Raw genomic sequence first — 19,534 nt, 5'->3', positions numbered from 1 at the left:
TCCACGTCCACCGCGAGGCGGCCTTAGGGCCGACCTGTCTCTTGTTGATAGCGTTTTTCCTGTGGGAGCGAGCCTGCTCGCGAAGACGTTGGCACATTTAACAGAGATGCAAGCTGCCCCACCGCTATCGCGAGCAAGCTCGCTCCCACAGGGGATCGGCGGTGGACGCAGATCTTATAAACGACCGAAACCTCTGTGGGAGCGAGCCTGCTCGCGAAGACGGCCTGATGGCCGATTGGTTTTGTGGGAATGGTCGGACAAGTTTTGCGATTGACGCAGACTTTTCCGACGAGTCCTGGCGGTTGCCGGGTGGGAAGCGCTGTCGTTAAGCTTTTCCCGTCGCTGCAAATTCAGCGGCCGGGCTTGGAAACCCGCTTGAGTAAACCATGCTCAGCGATCTTGCCTTCGATCTGGAAGGCTCGCGCCGAGCACTTTGCCTTGGGTGTCCAGCAAATGATCGAGCTCAGTGAGATGCTGGCAAACCGAGCGTTGGATATCGTTGAGTTGCGATAGCTGTCGCCATCCATTGTGGGAGCGGGCTTGCTCGCGAAGAGGCCGGTACATCCAACATTCTCATCGACTGTGCCATCGCCTTCGCGAGCAAGCCCGCTCCCACTGGAGGAACGCGGTCGGACGAGAACCAGGTCGGCCCGAAGGCCGCCTCGTGGCGGACGTTGATCTCGGCGCCCCGTTAACCACGATGGCCGGAGTGAGGGCATGCCGAGCCTAGGCGAGGCACCGAGTGGTGGGGCAGGAGCGTTTTGGTTACTTTTGACTGGGCCGGCTTCCGGGCTGTTCAAAAGTGACCCGCTGTAAGAGCGGAACCATTAGCGGCCGTTACCGCAGAAATGGATATGTACTCGACAGCAACATCCAGGTCGGCTGCCAGGCCGCCTCATAAGCCCCCTACCCCCCCGGACTCTGCCGAAAACTCACCGCCAACCGATTCCAGCTATTGATAGTGCTGATCGCCATAGTCAGGTCCACCAGTTCCTCTTCACTAAAACTGCCACAGGCCAACGTATAGACGTCATCCGGCACCTGGCTCTCAGCCAACAGCGTGACGGCTTCAGTCCAGGCCAGCGCGGCCCGTTCGCGCTCGCTGAAAAAGCCACTGTCGCGCCACACCGCCACCGCAAACAGACGCCGCTCCGTCTCGCCCTGGCGGCGCGCATCCACCGAGTGCATGTCGGTACAAAAGGCGCAGCCGTTGAGTTGCGAGGCGCGGATCCTGATCAGGTTCAGCAATGCCGGCTCGATGCTCAGGCGACTGGTCAGCGCCTCCAGACCGATCATCGCCCGCATCGCCCCCGGGGATGCGCTGTAGTAATCGAGACGCGGGCTCATGGCGGGCTCCGTAGTGGTTGATAAATCCACGGTAAAACCTTGAGGCCACCCGCGACAGATCCAATCCGTCGATAAACGCCCACGCAACTTCTCTGCTCCGGCGCATTGCGGGTAATCTTGCGGCCTCGGCCCTTGCCGCAATCGATCATCCCAGGAGCCCGCAGGTATGGAACTTCATGTCGTCATCAACGGCCGCAAGGACCTGACGGGCCAGTTGTATCGACAATTGCGCAGCGCCATCGAAAGCGGTCGACTGGCCGCCTGGCACGCAACTGCCGCCCAGTCGCCTGCTGGCCGAGCAGTTGGGCATATCGCGCAAGACCGTTTCCGACACCTACGCGCAACTGACCTACGAAAACCTCCTCACCGGCGTCATCGGCAAGGGCACCTATGTCAATGCGCGCCCGGCCAGCATCGTGCGCAAGCAAAGCCATCGCGAGCTCGCCGGCGCCGATGTGGTCGAGACCTGGCGCAACATGCCGGACTTGCTGCGCCATCCTCCACCCGAGAGCGCGCTGCGCTATGACTTCATCGGCGGCGCGACCGGCAAGGGCCAGTTTCCGCTGGATGACTGGCGTCGCTGCACCGCCCATGCCCTGCGCCAGATCGCCAATGCCAAGGGTTTCTACAGCCAGCCCGAGGGCTTGCCGGCTGCTGCGCAACGCCATCGCCCGGCACATCGCGTTTTCCCGCGGGGTCAACTGCCAGGACGACGACGTGGTGGTGTGCAACGGGGCGCAACAGGCCCTTGATCTGATTTCCCGGGTACTGACCCGCCCCGGCAGCCTGGTCGCCATGGAAGACCCCGGCTATCCGCCGGCACGCCTGCTGTTCGGTTCCCATGGCGCGACGGTGGCCGGAGTGCCGGTGGATGAGCAAGGCATGTGCGTCGACTTGATTCCGGACGGCACACGGCTGATCTACGTGACGCCGTCACATCAGTTCCCCTTGGGCATGCCCATGAGCCAGCCCCGGCGCGAGGCCCTGCTGGCGCGAGCCTATGAACTCGGGGCGATCATTATCGAAGACGACTATGACAGTGAGTTCCGCTATGAAGGCCGACCCGCCGACTCGTTGCAGAGCATGGACGAGCGCGGGATCGTGGCGTACGTAGGGACCTTTTCCAAGACCTTGCTGCCGGAACTGCGCCTCGGCTACGCGATCCTGCCACCGGCGATTCTCGAGGCGGTGATCCTGGCCAAGCGCCTTACCGACCAGCACACCTCCACCCTGCCCCAATGGGCGCTGGCGAAATTCATTGCCGAGGGCTGCCTGCTCAAGCACATCCGCCGCTGCCACGCGCTGTATGCCGGCCGGCGCGAGCGAATCCTGGCGCGCATGGGCGATGACCTGTCACCCTGGTTCGAGGCCGTGCCCACCACGGCGGGTTTCCATATGGCTGTGCTGTGCAAGGTACCGTTCGACCTGCCTTTGGTGATCGAATTGGCGAAGAAAGCCGAAGTCGGGCTCTACAGCCTCGACGGCTTCTTTAACGAGGCGCCGGTGCGTCCAGGCCTGATCCTGGGTTTTGGCGCCATTGAACTGCTCGACATCGATATCGCCCTGGACCGTCTGCGAGACATCCTGCAGCAGGTTGCCTGACCGATTGGACTGGGCGTTTATCCGCCCATTGGCTGTTTTAGCCTTGTCCCGTCGGGCCTATCCTGCTTGGGTGTGATCAGATCCCGTTCGACTTGATTCAGGAGCCAGGACAATGTCTCGCCAAGTGATCAACACCGTTCAAGTGCAGGCCGCCGCCGGGCGCTCGGAAGAGCTGGGCCGGCAGTTGCAGCAAATCGTCGAAACCCTGCGAGCCTTGCCAGGCTGCGACGCCTACATGGTCGACCGCTGCCCTGAAGACAATGAGCGCTGGAACGTCAGCGCCCGCTGGCGATCGGAAGCGGACATGCAGGCCCACTTCAACTGCCCCGAAGTGCAGGGCTTCATCAGCTTGCTGGAAAGCCGCCTGGCTCGAAGCGTGGACTTCAACAGCTTTCCGGTGATGTGAGTGAGCTCTTCTTTTGCGTGGCGAGGGAGCTTGCTCCCTCGCCACGGTGGTCTACCCATCTTTCAAAAAATTGGACGTTTGTCCCCGGTACCTTGGGGCTTAGGGTGAAGGCGAACTCACTCCACGCCACAAAGGTCCCCCCCATGAAAACCCTCTACCTGATCGCCGCCCTGAGCCTGCTTCCCATTGCCCCGCTCTACGCCCACGAAACCGGGCCGTCGGAGAAGGTCCAGGTGCTGCAAGAGAAGCTGCTGAAAAACCTGCCCGGCAAAAAGGCCATGATGCTGACCGTCGATTATGCGCCGGGCCAGTCGTCCATCGCCCACAAGCACGACGGCACCGCAATGGCCTACGTGCTCGAAGGCGCTATCACATCCCAGGTCAAGGGCGAACCCGCGATCACCTACAAGGCTGGCGAGTTCTGGTACGAAGCCGCCGGTTCCGAGCACCTGGTGTCGAAGAACGCCAGCGCCACCCAACCGGCCAAGCTGCTGGTGTTCATGGTGATGGGCGAGGATGAAGCGGTGTTGATTCCGCTCAAGAACTGACCTTCTTTAGTGGGCTCACAGCAGCAGATTTGTGGGAGCGGGCTTGCTCGCGAAAGCGGACGGTCAGTCAAAAACGATGCTGAACCTAATGACGCCTTCGCGAGCAAGCTCGCTCCCACAGGAGGTGAGCTGCGCGCTTTAGCTGCGGCGGGCATTGACCGCAGGTACCCGCTCCCGCCAAGGCTGGGCCCTTTCCAGTTGGGCGGCCAGGGCGAGCAAGGTGCTTTCCTCGCCGAACCGGCCAGCGAAATGCGCCCCCACCGGCAGGCCGTTGGCGCTCCAGGCCAGCGGTACGGACATCGCCGGTTGCCCGCTGGCATTGAACAGCGCGGTGAATGGCGAATAACTGTGGACGCGCTCGATGAGCTGTTCGAGGCTCATGCAAACGTCGTGCACCTCCAACTCACCAATTAGCACTGGCTCCCGAGTCAGGACCGGGCTGAGGATTACATCGTAGTCCTGCATGAACATCGCGAACCGGCGACCCAAGGCATGGATCCATTCCACGGCGCCGGCATACTGCGCGCCACTGACGTTGCCCTTGTCCCGCAGGATGATCCGGGTGCGCACTTCCAGTTCCTCCGCCTGCACCGCAGCCCCACGCATCTGGCCCAGCACATCGACGTAATGCCGCGTGCTGGCGCCAATGATGGTGAAGACCTGGTCGAGAAATTCCGGCAACGCCACCGGCAGGTTCACCGGCTCGACGCGGTGCCCCAGGCTTTCACACAAGCGGGCGGCCTCGCCCACTGCCTGCAAGCTTGGCGCCGACGTGGCCCAGGGGGCTGACGTGCTCGACCAGGGCGATGCGCAGCGGCTTCGGATCACGCTGCACGGCCGTCACATACGCCAGCGCCTGGACCGGCGCGGCATAGGGCGCGCCCAAGTCGATCCCGGCGGTAGCGTCCAGCAGCGCGGCGCTGTCGCGCACCGACAGGGTGATGGCGTGGGGCGTGCCCATACCGGCCCAACCCTCGCCAATCATCGGGCCCGACGGCAGCAGTCCACGGCTGGGCTTGAACCCGAACACGCCACAACACGACGCTGGCACCCGCAACGAACCGCCGCCATCGTTGCCATGGGCGAACGGCACCACCCTGGCCGCCACCAGCGCGGCCGCACCACCGCTGGAACCGCCGGCGCTGCGCTCGGTATTCCACGGGTTGCGCGTAGCGCCAAAACGCACGGACTCGGTGGAATAGGAGGTGCCGAACTCCGGCGACGTGCTGGTGCCCATCACCTGGCAGCCGGCCCGCCTCAACCGCGTGACCAATTCCGATTCAAAATCCGCGCGACAGTCCCCCAGCGAACGGGAACCATTGGTCATCGCCGCGCCCTGGACCGGCGAAAACAGATCCTTGATCAACGTTGGCACGCCAGCGAACAACCCTTGCCCGGCCTCAGGCGAACGCGCCGCCTCCCGTGCCGAATCGTACAGCCGCTCCGCCACTGCATTGAGTTGTGGTTCAACCCGTTCCAGGCGTTCGATGGCGGTCTCCAGCAATTCGCCCGGCTGGACCTCACCGCGCCTGACCCACTCGGCCAGCCCGGTCGCATCTTCTATGTCCATCAATGAGTGAATGTCTTGCAGGCTCATGTTTCAGTTTCCTTGCTTCAGGACGATTGACGAGATTGGGCGATGCGCGCCTGGCCATTACCCCGCGCGCGCAAACCGACAGCCACCCACAGCAGCGCAGCGGCAAGACCGGCGAAGGCCAGCCATTGGATCGATTGACGCAAGTCACCGGCATAGGCACCGACGAACGCCACCACCAACGGACTGATGAACTGGCCGATATAGAGGAACGAGGTGAACCCACCCAGGCCACGCCCACGGGTGCGGGCGGTCAGGGCATTCATGACGGGCGCAATCACGTTGGGCACCAGCAGCCCGGCTCCCAAGCCTTGGATGAACACCGCCAGCAGCACGGCGTTGTAGCTTTGCGCTCGCACCAACAGGCAGAGACCGAGCCCCATCAGTGCCAACAACAGCGCATTGCAACCGGCGATCCCGAAGCGCCGACGCAACAACGGCCAGCTCAAGGAACCGCCAAGGGTTGCCAGCAGGCTCAAGCCCGCCGACAGTCCGATCATTGTGCTGGACGTCACGCCCAGGCCGACCAGCAGCGTCGGCGCCTGGATCGGCATCACAAACGTCAGGACCATGCCCCACACGATCATCAGGTAGCCCACCAGCAATTGCAGAACCGCGACCTTGGTCGGCGCTGAATCGTCAGCCTGCGGCTCAGTGACCTGCCGCCTCGTCACGGGCGGTTCCCAGAGAATTTTCAGCATGGCGGGCACCAACAGCAACGGCAGCAGATACAGGAGAAACGGCGAGCGCCAGGAGTGTTCCCCCAGTGCCCCGCCGACGACAAAAAACAGCGCCCCGACCAGACCGATCGTCACCACCTGCCGGTTGACGTAGCGCAAGCGTTCCTCGCCGTGCCAATAGTCGGCAATCAACGTGGCGCAACAGGTCATCACCGCCGCCTCGGCACAGCCAAACAGCAACCGCGCGATGACAATGCCGTGCAGGTTGTCGAGCAGCGCGGGCAACGCGCCGAGCAGGGCGTAGAGCAACGTGGCGATCACCAGCAGTGCCTTGCGCCCGATCCGGTCGGCCAACCAGCCGGCAAGCGGCGCGCAAAGGGCAATCGCCAACGCCGGCCCGGTGATCGCCAACGGCACCAGCAGATCGGCGCGAGGCTCAAGGGGGCCGAACTCGGCGCCCAACCGGGGAAGAATGGGCGTGACCATCACCGAACCCATGATCGTCAGGCTGCTGCCCAGCATCAGCACCCACCCTTCACGCCGGCCAACCGCCTGGCGCGGCGCAGCCGTTGAAACGGAACTTGATTGCTTCATGGCGAGCCCCTTAGAAACTGTGGGAAATGCGCAACGCGGTGGTGTAGCCTTCGGCGCGGTTTCGCGCATCGAACTCCTTGTACACATGCAGCCAGACCGGCGGCATGCCCGGCTTGAAGTAGCCCACCGCAGGACCTGCCGCCATCACCCGTGCCCGATTGCCCGCCTCCAGGCCCGGGGCATCGTCGTCGGTGAACTGGCGGTAGTAGTAGCCGCCCACACCCAGCGTCCAGGGGCCGACATGCTGGCCCACGGCAAATTCGTGGCGGTACTCGACGCCGTTCTTGTAGTCGGTCGCGTGGTTGCGCGTGTTGACGTCGACTTCGAAACTGGAAGACACCTCGAAGCCCGTGTCAGAGAGATAGGTCGCGTTGAGAATCGGCGAGAAGGTCCAATGATTGAGACCCGGCGAGATCAGCCGATCCTCGTCGTAATCACCGGTCGCCGCCTGGATCTGCAACTGGGCGTTGACGAACAGGTTCGGCGACAGCGTCCACTGCAGGATCACCGGCAATACTTGAATGTCCGCCAGGCGAAACGGATCGGCCTCCAGGTCCAGCGGCCCCACCGGAGTCTGTACCCGCACCGAAGCATCCATCTTGAAGAACGGCACCACCGCGCCATAGCCGTACTTGGCGCCAAGCACGGTGTAATCGGTCATGTGCAGGTAGGCGGCGGCGATGGACAGCACGTCGAGGGAGAGATTGTTGTCCCGCGAGCGGCCGTGGCGATCCTTTTGCACATTGGCCGAATAGAACGCCGTGCGCAGCCCGACTGTCCCGAAGGGTGTGGCGGGCGGCATCATGCCGGCTGCCGAAATCGTAGACCCCGATCGCGGTGGTCGGCGCGCCGTTTTCGGTGCCGTTGGCCACGGCGCTGGCGCCGATCAGTCCCAAGGCGAACCACGCAAGGCGCTGCTGATTGTTGTTTTTTTTCTGATTCATCGAATGCCCCATCCCATCTGTGTGGTGTTGGGGTCATCCTAGGGAGCGGGTGCGCCAGCCGTTATCCGTTTTCAGCACAGATGCGTGCGACGCAGGGTTTGCGAAGGGGTTTCGCCAAACAGGGTGCGATAGTCACTGGCGAATCGGCTCAGGTGCCAGAAGCCCCAGCGCGTCGCCACTTCTTGCACGCCTTGGGTGCCGAGGCGCAGTTCGCGGCGCACGGCATTGAGGCGCAGCGCACGCAAATAGGCCACCGGGTTGATGCCGAGGGTTTCCTGGAAGCAATACTGCAATTTGCGGCGGCTGGCACCGATGTGGTTGCACAGGTCCAGGATCGACAGCGGCTCGTCGACATGGGCCAGGGCATATTCCCGAGCCCGGTCGACCATGCGCTTGCGGGCCGTCGGGGGCAGCGGCGGTGCCTCGTCCGGCGCCACCAGTTCGAGGAAATGCAGCATCACCGTGTCGCGCAGGCCACGACGGATCGACTCGTGGCCCAACAATGACGCACGTCCCTGCCCGCCCCCTTCCAGCTCATCGAACAAGGCGGCCAGTTCAGCCGGCAAGGTTGAATCGCCGAGACGGTAACACTTGGGAAGATCGGTAATTCGAAAGGCGCTGCCCTGGCGTTCCAGCAGGTGCTCCAACGCCTGCTCTTCGACCGCGACACCGAGCAGGTCCAGATGCTGCGGCGTACGCAGGTCCGGCAGGTTCCGGCCGCACGCGACCATCAGGCTGGGCTCGACAATCGGGTGTCCGGAACAGAACACCGGGCCGTCGGCGCTCAGCGGCACGCTGAAAGTGATCGCACCCTCCCACGCCATGCCACGCTTGGTCATGGCCTGGTTAGAGCGGTCGCGCACCAACTGCATCCACTCCGAGCGAAACTCGATCAGTTCGCCCTCGAAGTGTCCCGGCGTCAACTGGTCGTAGCTGACTTGCCATCCGCCCATGTTCCGCGCGTGTTCGTCGATGTCACCGGTGCGAAACCGATTGATCGGCTGCGTCGGCAGTGCATCCGCCATATCGTCGTTCATTAACCCGACCTTCGAGATTTCCAGGGTTCATGATCGAAGATCAGGCAAGTTCCATTCCGCCCGGCAGGCCGCTTGCTCGATTGTGCCGAAAACGGCTAATCAACTGCCGGCGCCGCCGTGGGCCTCTTCGAAGAAATAGTCCTTCCAGCTGCCGGCCTTGTTTTTCAGCACACCCAATTCCTGCAGCTTCTCGGCATAGATGTAGGTGCGTTGCGGCACGACGGTAAAGTCGATTTCCGGGTCGTTGACGATGCTCTCCACCAGGGGCAGCGGCAGCTTGGATTGCTCGACCCGGATGTAGGTCTGGGCGGCAGCGGCTTTATCAGTCTTGATGAGGGTTTGTGCTTCGACAAGCGCGTCATAGAACGCCTTGTAGGTCTTCGGATTTTCGTCGTGGAATTTTTCCGTGGTGTAGAGCACGTTGAACGTCGCCGGCCCGCCGAGCACGTCATAGGAACTGAGGACTTTGTGCACGTTGGGGCTCTGCAGCGCCTGGTACTGGAACGGCGGGCTGGAAAAGTGCGAATTGATTTCCGACTGGCCCGCGATCAGCGCGGCCGTGGCGTCCGGATGCGGGAGGCTGACCGAGATGTCGTCGAATTTCTTGTAGTGGTCGTTGCCGAATGCCTTGGCCGTCTCGATCTGCAACGTGCGCGACTGGAACCCGACCCCGGCTGCCGAGCACCGCGATCCGGTCCTTGTCGGTGAAGTCCTTGAGCGTCTTGATCGCCGGGTTGTTGGTCAGCAGGTAGTTGGGCATCGAGCCCAGCGAGGCGATGGCCTTGACGTTCTGCTTGCCCCGGGTCCGATCCCAGATCGTCAGCATCGGCGGCACCCCCGCCGACACCACGTCGAGGGCGCCGGTGAGCAGGGCCTCGTTCATCGCGGTCGCACCGGAAATGCTGTTCCAGTCCACCTTGATCTCTATGCCCTGGGCCTTGCCTTGTTTCTCGATGAGCTGCTGGTCGCGCACGACGTCGAGGATCAAATAACCGATGCCGAATTGCTGGGCGATGCTGATCTTGCCTTCCGCGTGGGCCAAGGGCCCCGTCAGCAAGCTTGCCGCCAAGGAAACAAGTAATACGGGACGCTTGAACACCATGACCGGGGCCTCTTGAGAATGAAGTCTGGCGCCAACTCTAAAGCTATAAAAAACAATATTTAAATACCTATATAGCATATGCATATCACTCGCAGATGCAGTGCGACCAACTTGACAATAGGCAGGCAGAGGATTAATCAGCCAGAGGCACCCGGCGCTGCGATGCGCACCGCCTCCCTTCTATTGCGCCAGAACCGAGCCGACGCGACCATGAACGAAATGACCCATGACATTCGCATCGCCGCCGAGCCGATGTCCCAACCTCGCGCGCTGGTCTTCCTCGCTTATCCGCAGATGGGACTGCTCGACCTGACTGGCGCCCAGACGGTTTTCTGGGCGGCCACCAAAGCCATGGCTGAACGCGGCCTGCCTGGTTATCGAATGCACACCGCGAGCCTGGACGGCGGGCTGATGCCCACCGCCGAAGGCCTGGTCGTTGCCACCTCTTCCCTGCGCGAGTTCGACGACGTCAGCGTCGACACGCTGATCGTGCCGGGCGCCCCGGACATCCGTCAGGCAATGATTGATTGTGTCGAGCTGGTGGACTGGCTGCGCGCCGCCTCGACCAAGGCCCGGCGCACGGCATCGGTGTGCAGCGGGACTTTCCTCATGGCCCAGGCCGGTTTGCTGGATGGTCGCCGCGCCGCCACGCACTGGGCCATGTGCGAGATGCTCAAGAGCGGCTTCCCGTTGATCGAAGTCGACCTCGACGCCATTTTCATCCAGCAGGACAAAGTCTGGACCTCGGCGGGCGTCAGCGCTGGCATCGACATGGCCCTGGCGCTGGTCGAAGCCGACTGCGGCCGCGACGTTGCGCTGCAAGTGGCGCGGGAACTGGTGGTGTTTCTCAAGCGACCTGGTGGGCAAGCGCAGTTCAGCCAGTTGTTGTTGGCGCAGACCCAGGACAGCGCCGGGTTCGATGAATTGCACGGGTGGCTCGCCGATCACCTGGACGAGGCCGACCTGACCATCGAGCGACTGGCTCGCCAGGCGCGCATGAGCCCGCGCAACTTTGCCCGGGTCTACAAGCGCCAGACCGGAAGAACCCCAGCCAAGGCCATCGAGATGTTCCGCCTGGAAGCCGCGCGAAGAATGCTGGAGGACTCCGAGCGCAACATCGACCAGATCGCCCGTACCTGCGGCTTTGGTGATGAAGAACGGATGCGCCATACGTTCCAGCGCCACCTGTCGATTTCACCCCGCGAGTACCGCAACCGTTTTTCCCGTTGAGGCGGACGGCGCCGTCCCTTCACGCCACGCGTCGTGCTTGAGGGCGTGAGTCGGACACCTCGGCAAGAAACGCGCAGCACCGGGAGCGCAACCAACGCTCCCCCGGATCATTATGGGAAGTGCCGCGCCAGACCATCGTCAGCTCACGTTCTGGCAGCTGAAATGGCGCCGCCTCCGCCCGCAAGCCCGTCGCCATCGCCATGGCCCGGGCGACATAGTCCGGCACGATGGCGATCATGTCGCTGCCGGCCAGCAACCTCGGCAACGCGCTGAACTGTGGCACCGTCAGTACCACCCGCCGATGCCGACCCGCCAGGCTCAACGCCCGGTCCGAATCATCGATCACGTGCCCCATGGACGAAACCACCGCGTGGGGCCGGCGGCAGAACTCATCCAAGGACAATTCGCCGGGAAGCGAATCGGCCCGCAACAGCATGGGCCGGATCGGTCGCAAAGCCTTGCGCCGGGCGTTGGCCGGCAGTTCCAGGGTGTGGCTGATCCCGACGGTGATCTCGCCGCACGCCAGCAACTGGCACATCTGCCATTGATCGGCGCGGCGCACCACCAGCGTCGTGCCGGGCGCTTCGATACGCAGGCGGTGCAACAGGTCTGGGAGCAAGGCGTATTCGACGTCATCGGACAGGCCAATGTGGAACGTGGCGTCGCTAGTGGCGGGGTCGAACGCCTGGCAGCGACTCAACGCGGCGGCGATTCCGTCCAGCGCCGGGGACAGGTTGGAAAAGATTTCCTCTGCCCGCGAGGTCGGCTCCATGACCCGGCCCGCGCGGATGAACAGGGGGTCATCGAACATCAGGCGCAAACGCGCCAGGGCGGCACTGATGGTCGGTTGACCGAGGAACAGTTTCTCGCTGACTCGGGTGACGTTTCGCTCGTGCATCATGGTTTCGAAGACAACCAGCAGATTGATGTCAGCACGACGCAGGTCATTTCTGTTCATCATGGTAGCCATTCCAGGCACAAGGCCAATGATTCAAGGAAAGTCGCACCCGGGACGTCTTGCAGGGCCGACGGCGGCAGAGTGCTTGAAGGTTACGCCAGGGCCCAGCGCGCGTCTGTTGTACCGGAGGACGCCCCACCCACGCTTTGGGTCGAGTCATCGATACCTGGGTATGTGGGGATGACTGCCAGGGTTGGCAGGATTTCAGGGTTTTATGTCCTACCCCAGGCCGAGGGCAACTTTTAAGATCAGGACCGATGCCCTGTTTCCTCCGTCGCCGGGGGTTGGATCAGCCAAAAAAAGGCCTGCAGCGTGCCCACACCCGCCATGATGTTCAAGAACGTCTACCAAAGCCTGCGGCACAACCCTTGCCCGAAGACGTCGACGCCCTCGATGGGCATCAGCACCCACCCGCTGGTCAATGCCCTGGGCTGGGCCGTCGGCCTGGTGGTGGCCTGCGGGATTGTCATCATCAACTCCGAAACCCATTCCGACCTGGCGCCGACGCTGCTCTACATCACCTTGCTGCTGATGGCGGCGAATCTTTTTTCCATCAACCTGGTGATCACTGTCGCCCTGATGTGCATGTTCCTGCTGACGGCGATGTTCCTGTACAACGGCGGCTATCACCGCTGGGACTCAACCACGGGTTTCTTTCGCTGCCTGACGGCCCTGTCGGCCATCGCGTTCCTGGCACTGCGCAGCAAGCAGGCCTCGGACAGCCTGCGGCATCACCAGGCGTACCTGATCGAGGCCCAGGCCCAACTGGCCCACGCCACCCGGTTGACCTCCCTGGGCGAAATGGCCGCCTCCATCGCCCATGAAGTGAACCAGCCGCTGACGGCCATCACCAGCAGCGGCGAGGCCTGTCGCCGCTGGCTGGAACGCCCGGTTCCCGACCTCAAGGAAGCCCTCGACTCGCTGGACCGGATCGTCGCCAACGCCCGCCGTGCCAGCGAGGTCATCAATCGTACCCGGGCGATGGCCCGCAAATGCGACCCCCTGCGCCGGCCCGAGTGCCTGGAGCCGATCGTCAGGGAATCGCTGGACCTGGTGCGCCACCAGTTGGCCCAGCACAAAGTCAGCGTGAAGCTGGAACTCGCGACGACGCCCAGCCACGTCAGCGTCGACCGGGTGCAGTTGCAGCAGGTGATCATCAACCTGATCAGCAATGCGTGCCACGCCATGGAGACGGTCCAGGTGCGGGAGCGGATCCTTTTGTGCGCACCTGGACCCAAGGGCGCGAGGTGCTGCTGGAGGTGGTGGACCAAGGCATTGGCATCACCGCCGAGGCGCTGCCGTCATTGTTCAATCCCTTTTTCACCACCAAGGCAAACGGCTTGGGCATCGGCCTGTCCATCTGCCGCTCCATCATCGACTTCCATGACGGCAGGATCTGGGCCACCAGCGAGGCAGGCCGAGGCACTTCCTTCAGGTTTTCGCTGCCATTGATTTCCAACGCCTGACTTGTCACGGAAGCCGCCCATGAACCCAAGCCACGCCACTCACCCTGCCCCCGCGCATGACCCCATCGTCTACGTGGTCGATGACGATGCCTCGCTGCGCGACGCCCTTCGAAGCCTGCTGCGTTCCATTGGCCTGCGTGTCGAGCTGTTCGACTCGGTGGCGGAGTTCATGGGCCATCCGCGTCTCGACACGCCCAGTTGCCTGTTGCTCGACGTGCGCCTGCGCGGCACCAGCGGGCTGGATTTCCAGCAACAGTTGGCGAGCGCCGACATTCATTTGCCGATCGTATTCATGACCGGCTATGGCGACATCGCCATGACGGTACGGGCGATGAAGGCCGGCGCGGTGGATTTCCTGACCAAGCCGTTTCGCGAACAGGACCTGATCGATGCGGTGTCCCTCGCCCACCAGCGTGACCGGCTGCGCCGGGAAACCGAGCGCAACCAGCAAGCGCTCCATGAACGCCACGCCACCCTCACCGCCCGGGAACGCCAGGTGATGCAACTGGCCGCGTCGGGGCTGATGAACAAGCAGATCGCCGGGCAGATCGGCTTGAGCGAGATCACCGTCAAGATCCACCGTGGCCAGGCCATGCGCAAAATGGGCGCGCGTTCATTTGCCGACCTGGTGCGCATGGCCCAGGCCCTGGAACCTGTCGGCGACCGTTGAACGTTCATACCCACGTATACTAGCCGCGGCTTTTGGACAGCGTATCGTGCAGTGACTAGGTCGCCTTCATGGCCACCTGACATTACTGCCAGGTTTCGAAATGTCCGACACCGCAATTGTTTCAGTTATCGATGACGATGAATCGGTTCGAGTTGCATTGGATGGTTTGCTGCGCTCCCACGGTTATCACGTCAAGACTTACCCCAGCGCCGTGGATTTCTTGTCTTCGGCTGGATTTGAAAATACGGCGTGCTTGCTGTCGGACATTCAAATGCCGGGGATGACCGGAATCCAACTGTGCGATGAACTCTGTGCCCGCGGCATCGAGATTCCGCTTATCTTCATCACGGGTTTGCCCGCTGTGCCGCCGCTGGCCAGGCCGGGTTCCTGCGGTCCGGTGGCGGTGTTTCCGAAGCCGTTCGATTGTGGGGAGTTGATGGCTTGTATTGAATCGGTAATGCAAGGGTTGGCGTGAGGACTGCCTTTGTGGGAGCGAGCTTGCTCGCGAAGAGGCCGGCACATCCAACATCTCTATCGGCTGTAAAACCGCCATCGCGAGCAAGCTCGCTCCCACATTTGGATTTTTTGTAGCCAAAGCAGTGATGTACACAACAGCCCTATGTGGGAGCGGGCTTGCTCGCGAAGAGGCCAGTGCGTGCAACTAAAAATCCACGGTAGCCGAAACCAGATAAGTCCGAGGCGTCGCCAAGGTCAGCCCCGGTTCACTGTCATCCGAAGCCCCCGCCGAACTCCAATATCGCTTGTCCGCAACGTTCTCGATATTCGCCCGCAAGGTGATCTTCTTCTCATCCACCTTGAAGGCATACCGCGCCCCAACGTCGAAACGCTCCCAGGAATCGATCTCCTTGGTATTGGATGGGTCCAGGTACTGCGAACTGGAATAGATCCCTCGGCTGGTCAATGTCAGCCCCTGCACCGTCGGCACATCCCACTCCGCGCCGAGGTTGACGTTGTATTCCGGCGTCGCCGGCGCCCGGTTGCCGTCGAAGGCGGGGTTGGTGGTGTCGGTCAGTTCGCTGTCGATGTACATCACGCCGCCAAGCAGTCGCACGCCTTTGAGCGGTTCACCGAATACGCTCAGTTCCACGCCGGTGTTCTCACGCTTGCCGTTCGGGCCGAAGTCATTGGTCGTGGCGTCCGTGGCATAGGCCGGCTGTTTGATGCGAAACACCGCGGCGGTGACGGCGAGCGCGCCGGCATCGTACTTGGCGCCGACTTCGACCTGGCGGCTGATGAACGGCGGGAAGATCTCGTCACGGTTATCGGCAGACGTCGGCGCGATCTTGCCCTGGCTCAGGCCTTCCATGTAATTGGCATAAAGGGACAATCTGTCGGTCGCCTTGAACAGGATCCCACCCGACGGCGAGACCTTTTCTTCGTCATAGGCCGTGCGGCCTTTGATGCCATCGGACCAGTCGTCCACCTCCACGCGCTGCCAGCGGGCGCCGAGGGTCAGCAGCAGGCGGTCATCGAAGAAACCCAGGGTGTCAGACAGCGCGACGCCGCTGAAGTGGTTCTCGGTATAGACCTTCGGATCGGGACGTGTGGGGACGTTTGGCGTCGGTGTCTGCACCGGGTTGTACAGGTTGCTTCGGCCATTGGCGTAACGGGCGCCGCCGTTTTCGAAATCCATGTAGAAATAGCTGGCGGCCAGGTTGAGCTCATGGCTCACCGGCCCGGTGTGGAACCAGTTGCGCACGCCAGTGTTGGCGGTGCGGACATTCTCATCGCGGGTAAAGTCGCGAGGCGACACGGTGAAGTCGCCAGCGGCGTTGCTGACCAACACGTTGTGCCGCAGGAAATCATGATTGCTTTTTCGGGCTCCCGCGCCGCCGTAGAGCATGACGGAATCGTTGACGTCGAACTCGGCATTCACCGCGCCGAAGGTGTCTTCGGTACGCGCCTTGGTCCAGTGCTGGGCGTAGTTGCGACGCACGTCGCTGGCGTGGGGAATCTGCGCCGCGGCCGCCACCTGGACGCGCTCCTGGGGCGCATCGGTATCACGTTCGGTGTGGCCGATGTCGGTCGAAAGGCGCAAGCGCTCACCACGGAAATCCAGGCCCAGCACCGCCATCTCGCGATCGACGCTTTGATGATCCCAGTCGGTATCGCCGGACTGTTTCACCCCGTTGAAACGGACACCGAACTGGTTGTCCTCGCCGAAACGACGACCAACGTCCACGGCAGCGCCGGGTTGGCTGTCAGAGGCGTAGCTGCCCGTGATAGAGGTGATCGGCTGGTCGGTGGCGCGCTTGGGCACCACGTTGATCCCGCCGCCGACGCTGCCACGCGGCGAGATTCCGTTGATGAGCTGGGTCGGCCCCTTGAGGATGTCGACGCGATCGGCCATTTCCATGTCGATCGTGTAGGTCGGCAAGATGCCGTAGAGGCCGTTGTAGGCGACGTCGCTGTTGAAGAGGCTCAACCCACGGATGGTGAATTGTTCATAGCGGCCACCCGCCGGGTTGGTGGCGCGCACCGAAGGATCGCTGGCGACCAAGTCGCCCAAGGTCCGGGCCTGCAAGTTCTTCACCGTCTCGCCGGTGTAGGTGGTCATGCTGAACGGCGTTTCCATGAAGTCCCGCGAACCGAGCAACCCCTGTGAACCACGACGGGCGACCTGACCGCCGCGCGTAGGGTTCGTCGCTCGCCGAACCGCTGGTGCCGAGAATCGAGGTAGGAGCCAGTTGCAGGCTGCTGCCTTCGGGCGCCGGGACCAGGATGTAGGCCTGCTCCCCGACGGCCTGCAATTGCAGGCCAGAACCTTGCAGCAACCGCGCAAAGCCCTCCTGCACGGCAAAATCGCCAGCAAGCCCGGCGCTGTCGCGACCGCTGACCAGGGCTGGATCCACCGACAGGTTGACCCCCGCCAACCCGGCGAAACGAGTCAAAGCAGCACCGAGGCTGCCGGCCGGCACCTGATAGCTGCGCCGGGCGCTTTCTTCTGCCTGGCTGGGCGAGATGAATAACGGACTGGTACTCAGGCTCAGCAGCAAGCCCAGCTTCAACAAGGGATGGCCCAACAGCGGACGCCAGCCAGCAACGGCCGGGCGCAAGTGCAAAGGTGTGACTGCGGACATGGGAGAACGCTCTCGTTTTCTGTTCAGTTGCCAGGAATGACAAGCGAGACAAAAAAAGGGGACAGGCTTCAGGCGATGTTTTTTCGCCGCATCAAGGTGACCCAGTAGCGGGTGCGCATCTGCACCTCCAGGGGCAGGCTGGCCGAAAGCAACGCGAGAATGCGATCGGTGTTGTCCAGGCGGAAGCTGCCGGTGACACGAAGCGATTCCAGGGTTTCGTCCCAGCGCAACACGCCCGGACGATAACGGTCCAGTTCACGGAGGAAATCCCCAAGGGGCTGGTCTTGCGCCACGAGCAAACCCTCACGCCAACCCAACTGTGCGACGTCGAACCTGTCGACTGGCCCCGCGCCAGAGGCTTGCAGGTCGATTTGCTGCCCCGCTTCCAGCGTCACCGCTGGGCCGCGTAACGGTTGTAGCAATACCGAGCCGCTGAGCACCGAGGCATGACAGCTGCGCTCATCCAGGCGGATACACGCTTCGCTTCGATCGATCGTGATGACGCCGTACGGCCCTTGCACCGCCAAAGGCGTGGTTCCGCTGACCCTGAGGGAAATCTCTCCGCGCACCAGCACCAGGCGACGGGCCTTGAGGTCCAGGTCCACGGCGCTGTCGGTGTTCAACTGCAAGCTGCTGCCATCGGCCAAGGTCCAACGGCGTTGCTCACCGGTGGCGGTGTGCAGGTCGGCGCGCCAGACGTCCAGTGGCAATTCGCGGCCCAACAGCCAGGCCGTTGGCACCAGGGCGGCGACGCCCAGTGCGCGCTTGAGCACGGCGCGGCGGGCCAGCGCCGGACGATCAAGGGTGGCCATGCCCAACGAAGGCGGCACCCCGGCGAATCGCTGGCGCAGTTGCTGGGCTTTCTGCCACGCGGCCTCGTGCTCCGCGTTGCTGTCGCGCCAGCGTTGCAGCGCGACGTGGTCGACGCCCTCCTCGCCGGATTCGATCATCGCCAGCCACCGGGCTGCCGCACGGGCCACTTCGCGGGCCTCGGGCGTCGGCGCCTGGCGAGTCAAAGGTCCACCAGCAGGCAATGCTCATAAGCCTGGGCCATGTAGCGCTTGACGGTGCGCTCGGACACCTGCAGGCGCTCGGCGATGTCCCGGTAGCCCAGCCCTTCGAGCTGGCTCCACAGGAATGCCCTGCGCACCAGCGGCGGCAGGCCGTCGAGCAGTTCATCCAGGGCGTGCAGGGTTTCGAGCAGCAGCCAACGTTGTTCCGGCGACGGTGCACAGGCTTCAGGCAGGTTCGCCAACGCGTCGAGATAGGCTTGTTCCAGGTTGCGGCGGGTATAGAAGTTGCTCAACAGCCGCTTCCCCACCGTCAGCAGGTACGCGCGCGGCTCTTGCAGGTCGGCCAATGGCTGGGCACTGGACAACACACGCAGGAACGTATCCTGGCGCAGGTCGGCGGCATCCCAGGCGTTTCCCATGCGACGCCGCAGCCAACCTTCGAGCCATCCGCCGTGATCGCGGTATAACGCATGCAGGGCGTGCTCCGCCGGCTTTGCTGCATCAAGCATGTGAGGAAGCCCTGGACTAGAATGTCGTGAATGAGACTGATTCTAATTAATATCCGCGGGCTATTCCAAGGCTTTAATACGGGAATGTATGAAACCGGCGCCCTGGATCACCAGGGCGCCGCCGATCTCAATGGCTGGCGTGGAGTGTCTTCGGCACTTCAGGCATGGCCGACGAGTGATGGTTGATGATCTTCCATTGCCCGTCGAGTCGCTCGTAGAGGAAGGTGTAGCGCGCCTGGACTTCGCGCTTGGTACCGTCCGCCTGGGTCAGGGTGAAGGTATAGACTCCGCTGTCCATCGCAGCGTCCGGCCCAAGGTGACGGATTTCCCGGTAATTGATCACGCCCACCGGCTTGCCGGTCAGGAAGTGCGCAAAGTAATCCTGGATCTGCTCAGGTGTGCTGCGCACCTTGTTGGACACAGTCGGTTGCAATATCGCGTCCGGCGCGTAGAGCGCTGTCACGGCACTGGCGCTGCCGGTTTGCAGTGCCGCGTTCCAACGGTCGAACAACCCGGCAATCTCCCGGTCGGTTTGCTTCTGCGGTTGCTCGGCGACGGTGCGGTATACGAACGGCACTGTTTCCACGGCCTGGACAAATGGCGCGGCCAGCAGGAAAAAAGCGGCGATGGCACAGGTTTTCATTTTCATCGTTGTGGTCCTTTGGGTTTCAATGGCCACACTTTGCCGATTCACCCGGCGCTCGCCATCGGCCAACCGGTGCTGATCGCCTAT

13 protein-coding genes and 7 pseudogenes are annotated in these 19,534 nt (G+C 62.8%); 9 read left to right on the top strand and 11 right to left on the bottom strand.

From position 1 onward, the window contains the following. Positions 1–386 precede the first annotated feature (386 nt). Positions 387–513 (top strand): annotated as a pseudogene (locus tag AB4N42_RS17200) (DUF6124 family protein); the annotation flags it as partial. Positions 514–906: 393 nt separating this feature from the next. On the opposite strand, the gene AB4N42_RS17195 reads toward AB4N42_RS17200, so the two are convergent. Further along, the gene (locus tag AB4N42_RS17195; protein WP_198796426.1) at positions 907–1,347 is read right to left on the bottom strand and encodes a carboxymuconolactone decarboxylase family protein; all 441 of its coding nucleotides are present in this window, start codon (positions 1,345–1,347) and stop codon (positions 907–909) included. A gap of 166 nt (positions 1,348–1,513) precedes the next feature. On the opposite strand from AB4N42_RS17195, the pseudogene pdxR reads away from it, so the two are divergent. The 3 genes and pseudogenes from pdxR to AB4N42_RS17180 all read left to right on the top strand — a co-directional run bounded on the left by pdxR (position 1,514) and on the right by AB4N42_RS17180 (position 3,903). Beyond that, positions 1,514–2,949 (top strand): annotated as a pseudogene (pdxR, locus tag AB4N42_RS17190) (MocR-like pyridoxine biosynthesis transcription factor PdxR). A 112-nt stretch (positions 2,950–3,061) separates the two neighbouring features. Further along, on the top strand, positions 3,062–3,355 hold the full coding sequence (locus tag AB4N42_RS17185) for a putative quinol monooxygenase (protein ID WP_030140700.1): 294 nt from the start codon (positions 3,062–3,064) through the stop codon (positions 3,353–3,355). 143 nt (positions 3,356–3,498) lie between these two features. Then, positions 3,499–3,903 carry a cupin domain-containing protein gene (locus AB4N42_RS17180; RefSeq protein WP_030140699.1) on the top strand — a complete coding sequence of 135 codons (405 nt, stop codon included), beginning with the start codon at positions 3,499–3,501 and terminating at the stop codon, positions 3,901–3,903. 138 nt (positions 3,904–4,041) lie between these two features. Here AB4N42_RS17180 and AB4N42_RS17175 read toward each other — a convergent pair. From AB4N42_RS17175 to AB4N42_RS17155, 5 genes and pseudogenes are all read right to left on the bottom strand, one after another. After that, positions 4,042–5,500, bottom strand: a pseudogene (locus AB4N42_RS17175) (amidase). Between the two features lie 17 nt (positions 5,501–5,517). Beyond that, the gene (locus AB4N42_RS17170; protein ID WP_460115042.1) at positions 5,518–6,771 is read right to left on the bottom strand and encodes an MFS transporter; all 1,254 of its coding nucleotides are present in this window, start codon (positions 6,769–6,771) and stop codon (positions 5,518–5,520) included. A 10-nt stretch (positions 6,772–6,781) separates the two neighbouring features. Next, positions 6,782–7,715, bottom strand: a pseudogene (locus AB4N42_RS17165) (SphA family protein). Positions 7,716–7,786: 71 nt separating this feature from the next. Beyond that, positions 7,787–8,752, bottom strand: a complete 966-nt coding sequence (locus AB4N42_RS17160; protein WP_431145456.1) for a helix-turn-helix domain-containing protein — start codon at positions 8,750–8,752, stop codon at positions 7,787–7,789. A 99-nt stretch (positions 8,753–8,851) separates the two neighbouring features. Further along, positions 8,852–9,854 (bottom strand): annotated as a pseudogene (locus tag AB4N42_RS17155) (ABC transporter substrate-binding protein). A 210-nt stretch (positions 9,855–10,064) separates the two neighbouring features. Between AB4N42_RS17155 and AB4N42_RS17150 the strand changes: the two are divergent. Continuing rightward, positions 10,065–11,084: a GlxA family transcriptional regulator gene (locus tag AB4N42_RS17150; RefSeq protein WP_407683302.1), complete on the top strand. Its 1,020-nt coding sequence runs from the start codon at positions 10,065–10,067 to the stop codon at positions 11,082–11,084. A 19-nt stretch (positions 11,085–11,103) separates the two neighbouring features. Here the strand turns inward: AB4N42_RS17150 and AB4N42_RS17145 are convergent, their stop codons facing one another. Then, on the bottom strand, positions 11,104–12,045 hold the full coding sequence (locus AB4N42_RS17145) for a LysR family transcriptional regulator (protein ID WP_407683278.1): 942 nt from the start codon (positions 12,043–12,045) through the stop codon (positions 11,104–11,106). A gap of 324 nt (positions 12,046–12,369) precedes the next feature. On the opposite strand from AB4N42_RS17145, the pseudogene AB4N42_RS17140 reads away from it, so the two are divergent. From AB4N42_RS17140 to AB4N42_RS17125, 4 genes and pseudogenes are all read left to right on the top strand, one after another. Beyond that, a pseudogene (locus AB4N42_RS17140) lies at positions 12,370–12,972 on the top strand (histidine kinase dimerization/phospho-acceptor domain-containing protein); the annotation flags it as partial. Positions 12,973–13,034: 62 nt separating this feature from the next. Continuing rightward, positions 13,035–13,508: a sensor histidine kinase gene (locus AB4N42_RS17135; RefSeq protein ID WP_460116403.1), complete on the top strand. Its 474-nt coding sequence runs from the start codon at positions 13,035–13,037 to the stop codon at positions 13,506–13,508. Positions 13,509–13,527: 19 nt separating this feature from the next. Further along, positions 13,528–14,178, top strand: a complete 651-nt coding sequence (locus AB4N42_RS17130) for a response regulator transcription factor (protein ID WP_217859543.1) — start codon at positions 13,528–13,530, stop codon at positions 14,176–14,178. Between the two features lie 100 nt (positions 14,179–14,278). Continuing rightward, positions 14,279–14,653: a response regulator transcription factor gene (locus AB4N42_RS17125; protein ID WP_198796420.1), complete on the top strand. Its 375-nt coding sequence runs from the start codon at positions 14,279–14,281 to the stop codon at positions 14,651–14,653. A gap of 186 nt (positions 14,654–14,839) precedes the next feature. Here AB4N42_RS17125 and AB4N42_RS17120 read toward each other — a convergent pair. From AB4N42_RS17120 to AB4N42_RS17105, 4 genes and pseudogenes are all read right to left on the bottom strand, one after another. Continuing rightward, a pseudogene (locus tag AB4N42_RS17120) lies at positions 14,840–17,279 on the bottom strand (TonB-dependent siderophore receptor). A gap of 68 nt (positions 17,280–17,347) precedes the next feature. Then, positions 17,348–18,295 carry a FecR domain-containing protein gene (locus AB4N42_RS17115; protein ID WP_198796418.1) on the bottom strand — a complete coding sequence of 316 codons (948 nt, stop codon included), beginning with the start codon at positions 18,293–18,295 and terminating at the stop codon, positions 17,348–17,350. Continuing rightward, positions 18,292–18,801: a sigma-70 family RNA polymerase sigma factor gene (locus tag AB4N42_RS17110; protein WP_030140686.1), complete on the bottom strand. Its 510-nt coding sequence runs from the start codon at positions 18,799–18,801 to the stop codon at positions 18,292–18,294. The genes AB4N42_RS17115 and AB4N42_RS17110 overlap by 4 nt, the downstream gene beginning before the upstream one ends. A 127-nt stretch (positions 18,802–18,928) precedes the next feature. Continuing rightward, entirely contained in the window at positions 18,929–19,450 is a 522-nt protein-coding gene (locus tag AB4N42_RS17105; protein WP_030140685.1) for an SgcJ/EcaC family oxidoreductase, read from the bottom strand. Between the last annotated feature and the right edge of the window lie 84 nt (positions 19,451–19,534).

It is taken from the genome of Pseudomonas sp. H2_D02, assembly GCF_054677635.1.
Note: the sequence above shows the minus strand (reverse complement) of the source record. Positions and strands in the feature narration are given on the sequence as shown.

Coding starts and splice junctions, on each gene's coding strand:
- AB4N42_RS17105 (WP_030140685.1), bottom strand. CDS start 19,450: ATGAAAATGAAAACCTGTGCCATCGCCGCTTTTTTCCTGCTGGCCGCG.
- AB4N42_RS17125 (WP_198796420.1), top strand. CDS start 14,279: ATGTCCGACACCGCAATTGTTTCAGTTATCGATGACGATGAATCGGTT.
- AB4N42_RS17160 (WP_431145456.1), bottom strand. CDS start 8,752: ATGAACGACGATATGGCGGATGCACTGCCGACGCAGCCGATCAATCGG.
- AB4N42_RS17150 (WP_407683302.1), top strand. CDS start 10,065: ATGAACGAAATGACCCATGACATTCGCATCGCCGCCGAGCCGATGTCC.
- AB4N42_RS17195 (WP_198796426.1), bottom strand. CDS start 1,347: ATGAGCCCGCGTCTCGATTACTACAGCGCATCCCCGGGGGCGATGCGG.
- AB4N42_RS17135 (WP_460116403.1), top strand. CDS start 13,035: ATGCGACCCCCTGCGCCGGCCCGAGTGCCTGGAGCCGATCGTCAGGGA.
- AB4N42_RS17145 (WP_407683278.1), bottom strand. CDS start 12,045: ATGATGAACAGAAATGACCTGCGTCGTGCTGACATCAATCTGCTGGTT.
- AB4N42_RS17130 (WP_217859543.1), top strand. CDS start 13,528: ATGAACCCAAGCCACGCCACTCACCCTGCCCCCGCGCATGACCCCATC.
- AB4N42_RS17185 (WP_030140700.1), top strand. CDS start 3,062: ATGTCTCGCCAAGTGATCAACACCGTTCAAGTGCAGGCCGCCGCCGGG.
- AB4N42_RS17170 (WP_460115042.1), bottom strand. CDS start 6,771: ATGAAGCAATCAAGTTCCGTTTCAACGGCTGCGCCGCGCCAGGCGGTT.
- AB4N42_RS17110 (WP_030140686.1), bottom strand. CDS start 18,801: ATGCTTGATGCAGCAAAGCCGGCGGAGCACGCCCTGCATGCGTTATAC.
- AB4N42_RS17180 (WP_030140699.1), top strand. CDS start 3,499: ATGAAAACCCTCTACCTGATCGCCGCCCTGAGCCTGCTTCCCATTGCC.